Source organism: Brevibacterium sp. FME37 (assembly GCF_014897485.1).
In the GTDB taxonomy this organism is placed as follows: domain Bacteria; phylum Actinomycetota; class Actinomycetes; order Actinomycetales; family Brevibacteriaceae; genus Brevibacterium.
In genome coordinates this window covers 192,494-206,651 of sequence record NZ_JABUYE010000008.1, presented here as the reverse complement: position 1 = coordinate 206,651, position 14,158 = coordinate 192,494, and the positions used below count along the sequence as shown (strand labels likewise).

At 60.2% G+C, this 14,158-nt stretch carries 10 protein-coding genes and 1 rRNA gene; 6 read left to right on the top strand and 5 right to left on the bottom strand.

Going from position 1 to position 14,158, the window contains the following annotated elements; translation table 11 throughout:
- The first annotated feature begins 226 nt into the window (after positions 1 to 226).
- Both rrf and INT29_RS11650 read left to right on the top strand, forming a co-directional pair.
- A 5S ribosomal RNA gene (rrf, locus tag INT29_RS11655) occupies positions 227 to 345 on the top strand.
- A 206-nt stretch (positions 346 to 551) separates the two neighbouring features.
- On the top strand, positions 552 to 1,577 hold the full coding sequence (locus INT29_RS11650; protein ID WP_226841881.1) for a DoxX family protein: 1,026 nt from the start codon (positions 552 to 554) through the stop codon (positions 1,575 to 1,577).
- 95 nt (positions 1,578 to 1,672) lie between these two features.
- Here the strand turns inward: INT29_RS11650 and INT29_RS11645 are convergent, their stop codons facing one another.
- Positions 1,673 to 2,836 carry a DUF6882 domain-containing protein gene (locus INT29_RS11645; RefSeq protein WP_193071712.1) on the bottom strand — a complete coding sequence of 388 codons (1,164 nt, stop codon included), beginning with the start codon at positions 2,834 to 2,836 and terminating at the stop codon, positions 1,673 to 1,675.
- 230 nt (positions 2,837 to 3,066) lie between these two features.
- Between INT29_RS11645 and INT29_RS11640 the strand changes: the two genes are divergently transcribed.
- The 4 genes from INT29_RS11640 to INT29_RS11625 all read left to right on the top strand — a co-directional run bounded on the left by INT29_RS11640 (position 3,067) and on the right by INT29_RS11625 (position 10,583).
- Positions 3,067 to 4,800 (top strand): ABC transporter ATP-binding protein, encoded by a 1,734-nt coding sequence (locus INT29_RS11640; protein ID WP_193071711.1) that lies wholly within the window; start codon positions 3,067 to 3,069, stop codon positions 4,798 to 4,800.
- Between the two features lie 124 nt (positions 4,801 to 4,924).
- On the top strand, positions 4,925 to 6,946 hold the full coding sequence (locus INT29_RS11635; RefSeq protein ID WP_226841900.1) for an ABC transporter ATP-binding protein: 2,022 nt from the start codon (positions 4,925 to 4,927) through the stop codon (positions 6,944 to 6,946).
- Positions 6,947 to 7,382: 436 nt separating this feature from the next.
- Positions 7,383 to 9,086, top strand: coding sequence for a hypothetical protein (locus tag INT29_RS11630; protein ID WP_193071710.1), 1,704 nt, complete (start codon positions 7,383 to 7,385; stop codon positions 9,084 to 9,086).
- A gap of 711 nt (positions 9,087 to 9,797) precedes the next feature.
- Positions 9,798 to 10,583, top strand: coding sequence for a hypothetical protein (locus tag INT29_RS11625; protein WP_193071709.1), 786 nt, complete (start codon positions 9,798 to 9,800; stop codon positions 10,581 to 10,583).
- 97 nt (positions 10,584 to 10,680) lie between these two features.
- Here INT29_RS11625 and purQ read toward each other — a convergent pair whose 3' ends face one another.
- The 4 genes from purQ to INT29_RS11605 all read right to left on the bottom strand — a co-directional run bounded on the left by purQ (position 10,681) and on the right by INT29_RS11605 (position 14,158).
- The gene (gene purQ / locus INT29_RS11620) at positions 10,681 to 11,421 is read right to left on the bottom strand and encodes a phosphoribosylformylglycinamidine synthase subunit PurQ (RefSeq protein WP_101571753.1); all 741 of its coding nucleotides are present in this window, start codon (positions 11,419 to 11,421) and stop codon (positions 10,681 to 10,683) included.
- Positions 11,421 to 11,675 (bottom strand): phosphoribosylformylglycinamidine synthase subunit PurS, encoded by a 255-nt coding sequence (gene purS / locus INT29_RS11615; RefSeq protein ID WP_193071708.1) that lies wholly within the window; start codon positions 11,673 to 11,675, stop codon positions 11,421 to 11,423. The genes purQ and purS overlap by 1 nt, the downstream gene beginning before the upstream one ends.
- Before the next feature lie 116 nt (positions 11,676 to 11,791).
- On the bottom strand, positions 11,792 to 13,213 hold the full coding sequence (locus tag INT29_RS11610) for an NAD(P)/FAD-dependent oxidoreductase (protein WP_101571757.1): 1,422 nt from the start codon (positions 13,211 to 13,213) through the stop codon (positions 11,792 to 11,794).
- Between the two features lie 90 nt (positions 13,214 to 13,303).
- Positions 13,304 to 14,158: an ABC transporter permease gene (locus INT29_RS11605; RefSeq protein ID WP_101571759.1), complete on the bottom strand. Its 855-nt coding sequence runs from the start codon at positions 14,156 to 14,158 to the stop codon at positions 13,304 to 13,306.

The following is a 14,158-nucleotide window of genomic DNA, read 5'->3' as shown; positions in this document are numbered from 1 at the left end:
TATGGAAGCACTGTGAGGTGTGGAGTTGACTGGTACTAATACGCCGATCACTCATATAACCCTTTTTTTGGTGGTTGTGTGTGCGGGAAGCATTTATAGGGTTTCACGAGATGTTTATTGACGAGTCACATTGTGTGTGGTGTTCGCGTTCGCTGTACGGTTCTTGGACCGCTACTTGCCCTTTGAGGACTTGAGAGTTTTTGGGGTGGTGGTGGTGTGTTGGTTTTGCGGTGGTGATAGTGGTGGGGAAACGCCCGGTTAACCGTTCCGATCCCGGTAGCTAAGCCCATTCGCGCTGATGGTACTGCAACTTGGTGGTTGTGGGAGAGTAAGTGACTGCCGCAATATTTTTTAGGGAGGCCATCCTGTCGTTGACAGGGTGGCCTTCCTGCTTTTTGGTGAGGGGTCATTCCGCTTCGGTGGGATGGCCCCTTTCTCGCATTCATAGGAGTTTCAGGGCCAGGGGCGCTGGTGCAAGTGTTGGGTTTTCCCTATTCGACAGTTGAGTTTGCCTCAGTTCAACTGTCCAGCTTCCGTCCTACAGTTGCAGTATGCAAGACAACCTGCGTCTCAACGAAGATCCTGTGGCCGACGAAGAGGACGGCGGAGGCTGCCGAAATGGGAATGGCTCCTCGGCAGCACGTGCAACGGATCCCACCCAAGCTCGCAGCCCCGGCAAGATTCGAATGATCACTGTCCGGGTCCTGTGGACCGGACACTGGCTGCTTCGCATCTGGCTGGCAGGCTACCTGCTGATCTACGGGTGGTCGAAGGTGTTCCTCATGCAGATGGGACAGGCCGACTACTCCGACGCGCTCGTCCAATATGGCGAAATGAGTCCCATGGGATTGCTATGGCGTTTCATGGCCTTCTCTCCGAGCATCCAGATCCTGGCTGGCCTGGCCGAGGTCGCAGCCGCAGCCTTCCTTCTGTTTAGGCGCACAGCCTGGTTGGGTGCCCTTCTCGCGGCTCTGAACATGGGGATTGTGTTCCTGCTCAACCTGACCTTCGACGTGCCCGTCAAACAGCTTTCAGGCATCATGGCTCTTGCAGGAATCATCCTCCTCATTCCCAACCTGCGCCGGCTATGCCGCTTCGTGGTCGGCAAGCCCACAGGTGCAAGAGTGGCAGGTCTGATCTCCACGAACCGTATCTTCGTGGCGATCACACGGTGGGCCGCGCCCCTGCTCGCCATCGCAATGTTGGTCGGCTCGGGCGTCGTATTCGGAAATATGACCGACTGGGGCAGACTCGATGCGCAAAGCGCCATAGCTGGGGTCTACTCGGTCTCAGGCGAGAGCAGAGCGGACTTCAACGACTCTCAAATCACGCAGGCAGCCTTCGGGCAACTGTCCAAAGAAAGGACTGCTGCCGTGGGCCTGCGTTACGCCGACGGAAGCCTGCAGAAGGGCTCCTACAGCGTAGATGGGGACAATAAGGTCAGGCTCAAGCTCTACCCGGAGCAGAAGGGCTCGCAAGGTCTCATCAGAGACTATGTCGACGAGGCGACCCTCACCTTCGCCATCGATGACTCGGGCGAAATCACCCTGACAGGTGAGGCCTTGACGCGACGCTGACGCCCGACCGGGAACGTCGGTACCTCTTCGACCGTGACTTCAGCTGGGAGCCGCGCACACCCGTCAACCGATGACGGGTGGTCAGCACCTGCAGATCAGCGGCCGAAGAGCTTCGAGAACAGACCCTTCTTCTTTTTCGGTTCCTCAGACTTGGTCTCTGCCTCGTCGGTCTGACGATCGGTGTCGTGCGTGCCTTCCGTGCCCGACCCTGCAGGCTCAGTCTCGGCGTCCGCTGCCTGTTCCGATCCGGTTGCAGGCGTGGGACGAGCGTAAGTGGAGTCGCGCTCGTTCTCGGGTGCCGCCTCGGCGGGGGAGGTGGTTGGAACATTCGAGGGAGATGCCTCGGTTGTGGAATCGCCTGGCGACTGTGTAAGCGTTGATGCCGAGTCTGCTGCTTCCACATCGGTCGGAGCAGGTTCTCTGCTCTCAGGCCGTGTTGCACTAACCGGCTCGGAATCTGAGCGCGGTGCGGTGGCAGCAGGATTCGACTCGGTCGCCGCGGCAGGAACATCCGCGGCCTCTTCTGCGGGCGCGGACGTCCCGGTGGACTGCGCATACTGCTGCGCGGCTTCACCTTCGAGCGGTGCACCCATCTCGCAATTGGAGATCCGGTTCTGGTCGTCAAAGGACAGGTCAGCCGACCCATCGGCGAAGAGCAGACGTAGTCCGGCCTCGGGCAACACTGCGGTGGGGATGCCCCGCTTGGCCACATATGCCTCGAGGGCGACGCGATGATCGGTCACAGTCGTCTGTGTCAGTCCCTGCATGAGAGCTCGCACAGTGGCCTTGACCTGAGGCTCGGGCAGAGTCAGCTCCGGAGCATCGACGAGCAGCCAGACCGTCGTGCCTGCACCGGCTGCAGCAGGATAGTGAGCCCACTTTCCGGTGGCCTCCTTCGACGCCAAGGTCAGACGCAGCGCAAGCTCCTCATCCAGGGGGAGCTCCTCAGAGATCAACTCGGCGACATCCTCGGCGGCGCCGAACTTGCGAACCTCGTGGGCGAGGCCGACGACAGCCTCGGGGAACTCGTTGATGTTCTCCCAACCCCACAGCCATGTACTCTGCCCATTCGACTCCGAACCGAGCAGATGCGGGCGGCCACGCAGAACAGTCCCCTCCGCAGAAGTGAAGGTCAGGTGTGGGTCGGACGAGAAATCGACCTCCCATTCGGCATCGGCGATGAGAGCGCCGAAGTGCGTCTGCATCTCTGTGGAGAAGAAGACGGCGCGATTGACGAGGTCCTGCAAAGTTGTGCTCATGATTTCAAGACTAGAGGTGTCCGCCCGATTAGCGAAGAGGCACGCGGAGCTACCGCCGAGGTCGGAGCCGGTTTTACCTGTTCGTGTCAGTGCCGTGTGGTGAACTGCAACGAGAAGGGAAACAGGTTCAACCTATTGTTCGAGAGGGGAACGCATGTAAGATAGCCTGTTGCGCTTTCGAATTTCTCAACGCCTGTTTCGCGAACTACTACCTTATCTGGACTTCCGCTGTGGCCCTATTACGCCTGTCTCTGAAATACGCCCGATCCTATTGGCTCTACATCATCTTCGTCGTCGTCCTGCAGCTGGCCGCAACCATTGCGGCGCTGTTCCTGCCGAGTCTGAATGCGCAGATCATCGACCAGGGCGTCGCGAAAGGTGACACCGATTTCATCTGGTCGACCGGCATGACGATGATCATCGTCTGCCTCGTCCAGGTCGTCACGGCAGTCACCGCCATCTTCTTCGGTGCTCGCACCGGCATGGGAGTCGGGCGGGATCTGCGCCGTGCCATCTACAGCAAGGTCGATGAGCTCTCGACGCTTGAAGTGGGCAAGTTCGGCAGCGCCACCCTCATCACCCGTAACACCAACGACGTGCAGCAAGTCCAGATGCTGGTGCTCATGACCTTGAACTTCATGGTCTCCACACCGATCATGTGCATCGGCGGAATCATCATGGCACTGCGCGAGGACGTGGGGCTGTCCTGGCTGGTGTGGGTGTCCGTGCCGTCGCTGTTCATCGTCGTCGGCATCCTCGTCTATCTGCTCATGCCGCTGTTTCGACGGATGCAGGAGCAGGTCGATGACATCAACGGAGTCCTCCGCGAACAGATCACCGGCATCAGAGTTGTCCGCGCGTTCGTGCGCGAACCATTCGAAACCGACCGCTATGCCCTCGCCAATCGGGCCCTGACGGAAACCTCGGTGAAGGTCGGCAACCTCTTCGTTCTCATGTTCCCCGCGATCATGATGATCCTCCACCTCGCCACCGCCGCCGTGCTGTGGTTCGGCGGACACCGCGTTGACGCCGGTCAGATGGAAGTCGGATCGCTGACGGCCTTCCTGCAGTACATTCTGCAGATCCTCGTGGCCGTCATGATGGGGGTGTTCATGATGATGATGATTCCCCGCGCAGTCGTCTGCGCCGAACGCATCTCCGAAGTCCTCGATTCGACCACGTCGATGGTCATTCCCAAGGGCGTGGATGAACTCCCTCGCCGAGGTGAGCTCGAGTTCCGCAATGTCACCTTCGGTTATCCCGGGGCCGAGATGCCAGTCCTCGAGAACCTCAGCTTCACCGCACAGCCAGGCACGACGACTGCGATCATCGGAGCCACGGGCGCCGGCAAATCCACGATCGTCAACCTCATCCCGCGGCTGCTTGACCCGCAGTCGGGCGAGGTCCTCATCGACGATGTTCCGGTCAGCGCCTTCAATAGGCATCAGCTGGCGCAGCTGGTGGGCCTCGTCCCGCAGAAGCCGTACCTGTTCTCGGGCACGATCGCCTCTAACCTGCGGTTCGGAAACGAGTTCGCTGATGATACAGAGCTGTGGGAAGCACTGACGACGGCTCAGGCCGCGGGTTTCGTCGCCGATAAGACTCATCAGCTCGAGGAAGGCGTCGCCCAAGGTGGCACGAACTACTCGGGTGGGCAGAGACAGAGGCTGTGCATCGCCAGAGCATTGGCGGCTAAGCCGAAGATCTTCGTCTTCGATGATTCATTCTCTGCTCTCGACGTGGCCACCGACGCCCGTCTGCGCAGCGCCTTGGATGACACCACCGGTGATTCGACCGTCGTGGTTGTGGCGCAGCGAGTCTCGACTATTCGAGACGCCGACCAGATCATCGTCCTCGATGAGGGCAAGATCGTCGGCCGGGGAACACACGAAGAGCTCGTGGACGCGAACGAAACCTACCAGGAGATCGTCGAATCCCAGCTGGCCACGGAAGGGGTGAACTGACTTGACGAACAAGGAATCCAAGGAGTCAACGACGTCAACCACCTCGGCGGCAACAGCGACCGTCGTTCCCGACACAGCGCAGACCACCGAAGAGGACTACCTGCCCCACGGCGACGAGGGGGACATGTTCAGCGATACCCCGGCTAGGAAGGCAAAGCATTTCTGGCCCTCGGTCAAACGACTGTTTGGGCTGATGGGTGCGGAGAAGCTGGGCCTCATCAACGTCGTCCTTCTCGTCATCGGTTCAGTCGTGCTCACCGTCATCGCACCGAAGGTGCTGGGCAAGGCCATGGATATCATCTACTCCGGTGTCATCGGCTCCCAGATGCCTGCGGGCGCCAACGCCGACGACATCATCGCCGGCGCTCGGGCTGAAGGCAGAGACGACTTCGCCAATATGCTCTCCACCGCCGAGGTTGTTCCCGGCCAGGGCATCGACTTCACCGCTCTGGGCCAGATCATCATCCTCGTGCTCCTCATGTACCTTGTGGCCTCGATGCTCATGTGGGCGCAAGGCTACATCCTCAACGCCCTCGTGATGCGCGTCGTCTACCGACTCCGCGAAGACATCGAACGCACCATCAACAAACTGCCTCTGCGATACTTCGACACCAGGCAGCGCGGCGATGTGATGTCGCGCGTGACCAACGACGTCGACAACATCCAGCAGGCACTACAGCAGGCCTTCTCGCAGCTCGTCCAATCCGCTCTGACCATCCTGGGCATCGGCGTGATGATGTTCATCGTGTCCTGGCAATTGGCACTGCTGGCGCTTATCGCACTCCCACTCTCAGCGCTCATCGCCGGTGTCATCGGCACCCGGTCGCAGAGGTTGTTCAAGGCACAGTGGAAGCACACCGGTGATGTCAACGGACATGTCGAAGAATCGTTCTCCGGCCTCGACGTGGTTCGCGCCTTCGGTCGTGACGAGATCATGCTCGAGGAATTCGATCGCCGCAATGAATCCCTGTACCAAGCCTCGGCCGGTGCACAGTTCGTGTCGGGCATGATCATGCCCGCGATGCAGTTCGTGTCCTACCTCAGCTACGTCCTCATCGCCGTCGCAGGCGGCCTCAAGGTGGCCTCGGGGCAGATGACACTGGGCGACGCGACGGCCTTCATCCAGTACTCCCGTGAGTTCTCCCAGCCGATCTCTGAGATGGCTGGTGTGGCGAACATGCTGCAGTCCGGCGTCGCCTCGGCAGAGAGGACCTTCGAACTCCTTGATGCTGAGGAAGAAGAACCCGACGACGCTGAGGAGACGCTGCCGCAGCGCACTCCTGGCAGGGTCGAGTTCTCCGAGGTCAGCTTCCGCTACACCGAGGACACTCCGCTCATCGAGAAGGTCTCGTTCACGGCCGAGCCCGGCCACACGGTGGCCATCGTCGGACCGACTGGGGCTGGCAAGACCACCTTGGTCAATCTGGTGATGCGCTTCTACGAAATCACCGGCGGCCACATCTTCCTCGATGGCACTGACACTCAGGACCTGTCCCGAGCAGATCTGCGGTCCCATGTGGGCATGGTGCTCCAGGATGCGTGGCTGTTCGAAGGCACCATCCGAGAGAACATCCGGTACGGCAGGCTCGACGCCACCGACGACGCGGTCATGGCTGCAGCGCAGGCAACCATGGTCGACCGCTTCGTGCGTCAGCTGCCCGATGGGTACGACACGATCATCGACTCCGACGGCGGCAGCGTCTCTGCCGGAGAACGTCAGCTCATCACGATCGCGCGAGCATTCCTCGCAGATCCGTCACTGCTCATTCTCGATGAGGCGACATCCTCGGTCGACACCCGCACCGAGGTGCTCGTCCAGCAGGCTATGGCCGCTTTGCGAACGGATCGGACATCGTTCGTCATCGCACACCGACTGTCGACGATCCGCGATGCCCACACCATCCTCGTGATGGAGGACGGAGCCATCGTCGAACACGGAAACCACGAAGAGCTGCTGAGCGCAGAAGGAGCGTACTACCGTCTCTACATGTCGCAGTTCCGAGGGGAGGACGCTGAAGAGCAATTCACCGCTGAGGTGCTGGCGGAATCAGAGGCCGAACCTGGAATCCTCATCGAGGAACCCACCGGCGTCGAAGCCGATGAGGGTGGTGACGAAATCGAGACCCAGCGCACCGGTGAGGCCTGACCTAGTGGAGAGTCGCCGGCCACGGACGGTGACAACACCGGTGTGATCGGCTCGAGCGCTGATCGAGCAGCGCCGGATTCGGCCCCCGCATTTCACGTGCGGGGGCCGAATCGTCTTCTGAGGACGGTAACGATCTTTAAGCGAAGTCAGGCGATCTCCGGAGATTGTGACCATGATGTTCCCTGCACCCAGCGGTACGAGATACCGGACGGTAGCCGATGAAGATCGAGGTGGGCTCGGTCAGCAGAGCATTGAAAATTCAGAGATCGATTCAATTGACGGATCTGGATGTCTCAAGGGGATAACCATTTCAACATTTCCCTATTGCATTTCCGTCATGAACTAAATGAACAAAAATGTCTCCTTCCTAACTACGTACGTATGGTCTTTTCCATAACCGAACATGGCAGCCACCCAGATCTCTGGAAGGATCCTCATGAAACGGCTGGCACTTGCAGCAGCTTTCGCCTTGGCAGTCTCCACCGTGGGAGTCGGGCCAGCAGCTGCAGAATCTCTGACCACCGCCGAGGCACTCGCCGCTCAGGCTCGCGTTGAAGCTCCGACCGAAGCTGCAGCCGATCCGGGGGACGGCGCCGATCCCGGAACGGGCGAAGGACAGGACGCCTCGGAAACAGACCCGGATCGGGACCAAGATGGAGGTGAATCGACTGGCCCCGGTGAGTCGACCACTGCTGGCGAAGAGGCCTCTGACCCAGAGGACAGCGAGGATGAAGAGAACGAGGACGACGCAGCGAAACCTCAAGCAATCGAAGCGAACTTCGTTCTCGATAAGAAGAAGATGACCGCAGAAGAGATAGGTGATCCTGACAAGGGCATCGGTTACACGATTGAACCCCTCGAAGTCGGAGATGTCGTCACCGCCGAACCCGGTGAGGCCGGTTCGACCACTGTTGAAGCTGGCGGTGCGTTCACCGGCACAATTCTCGGCAACACCGAAGTCAAGGCTGGCGAGACGCTCGACGTGAGCGTCACGGTCACCCGTGACGGCGAGGATCCGAAGACCTTCAGCGGCAGCGTTCAAGTCGTCGCTCCAGAAGATGATGACGGCGATGGCGACCTCACTGTCTCGCCGAAGACCCAAAGTCTTGGCGATTTTGCCTCAGGCGGTGTCCGGATCGCACTCGACAACTGCACGATCGGTGGCGAGGTCAACTTCCGCATCACCCGCAAGGGCGATTCGGACACGACATTGTGGGAGGACACGCAGAAGGCCGATGAGAACTCGACCGGATCCACCACCTTCGTCCCGGACTCCAGTGAGGACGGCTGGATCGGTGACTTCGTCGTCGAGGCTACCTGTGGTGACAAGAGCACCAAGTCGGCCTTCACCGTGACCGATGAGGGCGGCGAGGATTCCGATGCTGACCTTACGGTGACGCCGAAGAGTCAGGAGCTGCAGGAGTTCCTCAATGACGGTGTGTACATCACGCTCGTCAATTGCCGCGTCGACGATGATGTGAAGTTCAGGGTGAGCACTAAGAATGACCCTGACACTACGATCTGGGAAGAGACGCAGAAAGCAGGAGAGGACGCCGCCGGATTCGTGAATTTCGTTCCCCAAGGCGAACGTGGAGCCTCCTGGGCCGACGAATTCCTTGTCATGGCGTCCTGCGGGGACAAGACCGCGGAGACGACCTTCACTGTGACCGATGACGGCAGCGTCATCGATCCGAAGCTCTCTATCGACCCGGAGAAGATCTCCGGAGAGGATTTCATCAACGGCGACAAAGGCGTGACGATCACCGTCACAGACTGCGAACCTGGCAGCGATGCCAAATTCGAGGTCTGGGGATTCGAACCCAGTGAAAAGCTCTATGACCAGAGTGCCGAGGTCGCCAAGAACGGAGCCGCATCGGTTCATGTCTACGGACTCGGCAACAGTTCCGAAGTCTATGTGGGCGCCTACCAGGTGAAGGTGAACTGTATGGACCAGGGTTTGAATGGTGGGTTCGTTGTCACGGGTGCAAGCGATGGGGGCGGCTCTGGCGATTCGGGCAACGCCGGCTCGATGCCGCGCACTGGCGCCGAGCTCACCGGTCTCGGTGCAGGGGCCGTATTGATCCTGGGAGGCGCAGCGACGATCCTCTTCGCTCGCCGCCGAGCTCAAGTAGGTAGGTGAGCTCAATCAGGACAGCGAACGATGACCCGACGGGTTGGTGAAGACTCCCGGCCCGTCGGCGCGAATCGACACTGTTAAGAGGGTATTCGGCTCCGGAACATAGATGGATCAGTCTGTGTTCCGGAGCCGAAATGCGTGCTCCGAACATGGTTATGCGTCAGGAGCACACCACCTTGCGGCGACGTCGTCAGGCGAGGACAGGGGGCTCTGCGTAGAGGTCTGGGCGTCGACGGTGTTATCGGCGATGACACGTGGGCAGTGGAGCTGCATGCGGCGTCAGCGACGCTCGGGACGGCCGTCGTGCTCAGATGAGCCGCAGGCTGAAATGGCTGATAACGATTGGATCGCGCACATTGGAAGGCTTCATCCGGACGTGATCCCAGAACTGAGTACCAGCTGAACGCAGGTGTTCGCATTGTCCTCAGGGTTCGTTCAGCCCGTCGCAGTTGCACGCGGGTGACCAGGAATGAAGCTACGTCTGCGGAAGATGTGAGAGTCAGCTGCGAAAGAGTCATCTCAGCGTCGGCTCAGCATTTCGGTGTGTAAGTTTCGTTGCCATTACAGAATGACGGAACTGTCATGACAGGCCTGTCATGACCACAATGAACACAACGCCACAACTCCTGTCTTTCGCTCGTATCGTCGTTGGCACAACTGATTACGGCAACACATCTTGATCTGACCCAATGATGCGAAAGAAGGATGATCACAATGAAGAAGCTCGCACTCGCAGCTACCGTCGCTCTAGGATTCTCCACGCTCGGAACCGGACCGGCGACCGCTTCAGGGCTCGGAACGGCACCCTCGGACTCTGCTCCGTCGGTCGGAACTTACTCGAACGAGGCTGCTTCCCCAGGCGTAGACAGCTCGAATGAAGATTCGGTGATGAAAGAAGCGGACTTGGCGTTGAAGTACAGGACGATGACTCCTCGGGAGGTCACAGGCGATAAGGGCATCGAGTTCACGATAGACGGGCTCAAGAAGGGCGATGACGTCACCACAAGCCTGGACAACGAGATGTGGACAGTGGAGCAGGACGGACCGTATGACGGAGCGGTTGTGATGAATGAGAAGCCTGACGATACGAACGTCAAGTTCACGATCACGGTCAAACGAGGTGATGAGCCGGACCGCTTGTTTCACGCCCGCGTCCACATCATCGAAGGCGATCGGGGCGACTACGATGACGGCACCCTCGTGATGGACCCGGAAGAGAAGATGCTCGACGAAGGGCTCTACCAGGAGGGGCTCAACCTGACGATGGTCAATTGCTCGAGCAAGGACCAAGTCAACTTCCAAGTGTTCAAGAAGAACGAGAAGAACAAGACGAAGGTCTGGGAGAAGAGCCAGCTCGCCGGTGAGGACGAGTCTGCATCGGTGAGATACATGCCCCGAGATAGCATGCCCGATACGGGCAAATACGAGGCCGTCGCCACGTGCGGTGATCTCAAAGACAGCGCATCAGTGACGGTTGACCCGACCGAACCGCCGGCGTGAGGTCATTCCGGCCAATAACGAGGCAAGGACGAACGAGGGTCCCGAGGCTCGGCATCATGCCGCGCGTCGGGACCCTTTCGTGTGCCAGTCGGTGAGGTCAGCGACCTTCGACGAGCGAGCGCACGGCCGAGGAGAAGAATCCCTGGCCGTCGATTCCGCCGCCGTCTTCTGGGCCGAAACCGGCCTCGACAGCGTGTTCGGGGTGGGGCATGAGTCCCACGACGTTTCCAGCTTCATTCGTGATGCCGGCGATGTTGCGCAGGGAACCATTGGGGTTGTGCCCCTGGTAGCGGAAGACCACACGGCCGGAGCCTTCGAGGTCGTCGAGGACCTCATCGGTGGCGACGAATCCGCCCTCACCGTTCTTCAGAGGAATGCGAATCGTCTGGCCTTCGGTGTAGTCGCCGGTCCACGCGGTATTCGTGTTCTCGACAACCAGTTCCTGGTCGCGGCAGATGAAATGCTGGTGGTCATTGCGGATGAGGGCACCGGGCAGCAGGTGCGATTCGCAGAGGATCTGGAAGCCGTTGCAGATGCCCAGGACCGGCATACCGGTATTGGCAGCCGCGACGACGGACTCCATGATCGGAGCAAAGCCCGCGATCGCACCGCAGCGCAGATAGTCACCATAGGAGAATCCACCGGGCAGAATCACTGCGTCCACACCTGCAAGGGTGGAATCGGCGTGCCACAGGTTGACCGGTTTTGCACCGGCCAAACGAACCGCACGTGCGGCATCACGATCATCGAGCGTCCCGGGGAACGTCACGACACCGATCGAAGCACCGGATTCAGCACCCGCCTCGGCGGTGGTGGGATCCGTGGCGACAGCAGTCATCAGGCTTCCTCAGCGAAGCGAACGGCCACGACGTTCTCGATGACAGGGTTCGACAGGAGCTTCTCCGCAGCCTCACGAGTTTGGGCGAGAACCTCCTCGGTGACCTCACCTTCGACTTCGAGTTCGAAGCGCTTTCCCTGTCGGACCTCACCGAAACCGGTGAAGCCGAGTCGGGACATTCCACCGGAGATCGCCTTACCCTGAGGGTCTAGGATCTCGGGTTTGGGCATCACCTCAACGACGACACGTGCCATGCGTGTTCTGCTCCTTCAAGAAAGTGTTCGGGAATTCCTCCCGCGCTCGCTGAAAGTCTATCAAGCGCGAGAGGTTCCCCAGCCTCCGGTCCGAGCCGCGGACGTCACTGGAAGGCTCAGGAGTCGAAGCCCATGCCCACCGCATCGAGTGCTTTGAGCAGCGGACCACGTCGGCCTTCGTTGCCGTCGGCCTTGATGAGCGCGTTCGTCGTCATCTGGATGCCCAGCCACGCCACAGGTTCGGGAGGGAAAGGCAGGGGCAGTTTGCGCACCATCTCCAACTGGGTCAGCTCGGTTTCCTGTCCGGTCAGCAGGTCGAGCATGACCGTGCCGGCGAAGCGCGAGGCGCCCACACCCAGTCCGGTGAAGCCAGCAGCCATGGCGACCTTCTTGCCGTAGGCGGTGGTGAAGAAGGAGAAGAACCGCGAACAGGTGTCGATCGGTCCACCCCATTTGTGGCTGAACTTCAGGCCGGCCAGCTGCGGGAAGGTCTCGTAGAAATGTTCGGCCAGAGTCTCGAAGGTCTCCGCGCGTTGGTCATACTTCCACGACACCTGCCGCCCGTAATGATAGACGGCGTCCCATCCTCCGAAGAGGATCCGGTTGTCGGCCGAGAGCCGGTAGTAGTGGAACCGGTTCGCGCAGTCGCCGATGCCCTGCCGCCCGTTCCATCCGATGGACTCAAGCTGCTCATCGCTGAGGGGTTCGGTCATCAGCGCGTAGTCGTAGACCGGAACGGTGTGCAGGCTGGCGCGTTTGAGCAGCGAGGGGAAGACGTTCGTTGCCAGAGCAACGCGTTTGGCGGAGATGGTGCTGTACGGAGCGGTTCTGCAATCTTCCAGGGTTTGAGCCGTCACCCCAGTCGTGACCTGCACTGTTGACTTCCGGTCACTGACATCGGTGACCTTCGTGCCCTCGAAGACCTCGACGCCGAGTTCCCGGATGACCCGCAGCAGCTCCCAGCACAGTTTGGCCGGATTGACCATGGCGACCTCACGAGAGTCCCAGAGAGCACCCTTGTACGTCGGGGACTTCACGATCTGCGCCAGCTCCTGCTGATCGTAGAAGATGAAACCTGACTCCGGGTCGTGTGCCTCTCGCAGCTCGGGGACCTGGTAGTCCTCGGTTGCGACGTCGAGTTCGCCGGTGCGTTCGAACTCGACGTCCATGTCGTATCTGGCTACGGCGGCCGCGATCGCATCGAGGTTCTCGCGCCCCAGCTGTGCCAGGCGGTCGTTCTCATTCGGCAGATGGGACTCGCCGTTGTCATAGCCGTGGGTCAGGCTGGCAGCGCAGAAACCGCCATTGCGCCCAGATGCGGCCCACCCGATCGAGTTCGCCTCAACCAGGAGGACGTGGCGCTTCGGGTCACGCTCCTTCGCCTGCAGCGCCGTCCACAGTCCGGTGAAACCGCCTCCGACGACGACGAGGTCGGCCTCCAGATCGCGGGTCAACGGTGGCAGGGGCTCCGGACGCTGGTCGGAATCGAGCCAGAACGGCACGGTGGAAGCGTCGGCCAATGCGGCATTGACGTCCATGTCACTTCACTTTCTGTTTGACGGCAACTGTGTGCCGTCGATTGATTTTCAGTTTCTGCCTTGCGGCAATCATTGCAGGGGTGGCGAGGATCAGCCGGCCATGGTCTTGATGATCTCCGTCGAACTTCCACCGGTCTTCTTCAGCGCAAGCGCACAGACGCCGAGGGCGACCAGAGTGAGCAGGAACATCAACGTCGACACCGCAGCGATCTCGGGACGCAGGGCCACCTTGACCGCAGCGAAGATGTAGACCGGCCACGGAGTCGACCCGGGCAATTGGACGAAACTCGAGAGGATCGTGTTGTCCAGACTCAGCGTGAACGACATCAGAGCACCCGCGAAGATGCCGGGGGCAGCGATCGGCAGGGTGACGTTGGCGAAGGTCCTGATCGGGGTGGCCCCAAGATCGGCCGAAGCCTCCTCCAGCTGACGGTTCATCCCTGCCAGACGAGCACGAACGATGAACGTCACGACCGCCATGGAGAACATGGCATGGGAGATGATGAGGCGGAACATGCCGTCATTGAACGGCACCAGGCCCCAATCGACCCCGAGGGTGACGAACCAGGGGAGGAAGGCGATGCCGTCGACGATCTCTGGAGTGAACAGAGTCGCAGCGAGGATGACAGTCAGCCCGATGGCCCACCAAGCACCCCTCCTGGCTCGGGCCAGGGCGACACCGCCGAGCGTGCCGAAGATCGTGGCGACGAGCGCCGAACCGAAGGCGGCCTTGAGGCTGGTCCATACCGAGGACATGATGACGTCGTTGGCCAGGCCGTGGACATAGGCCTGGAAGCCGAACTCCTTGAAATTGGCGAGCACGGTTCCATTGTTGAACGAATAGACGACGATCACGGCGATCGGCAGGAACAGGTAGATGAAGACCAGGATCCCCCAGACGTCAAGAGCCTTGTCAGTGAATGGTTTGCGAGTAGTGAATGCCAT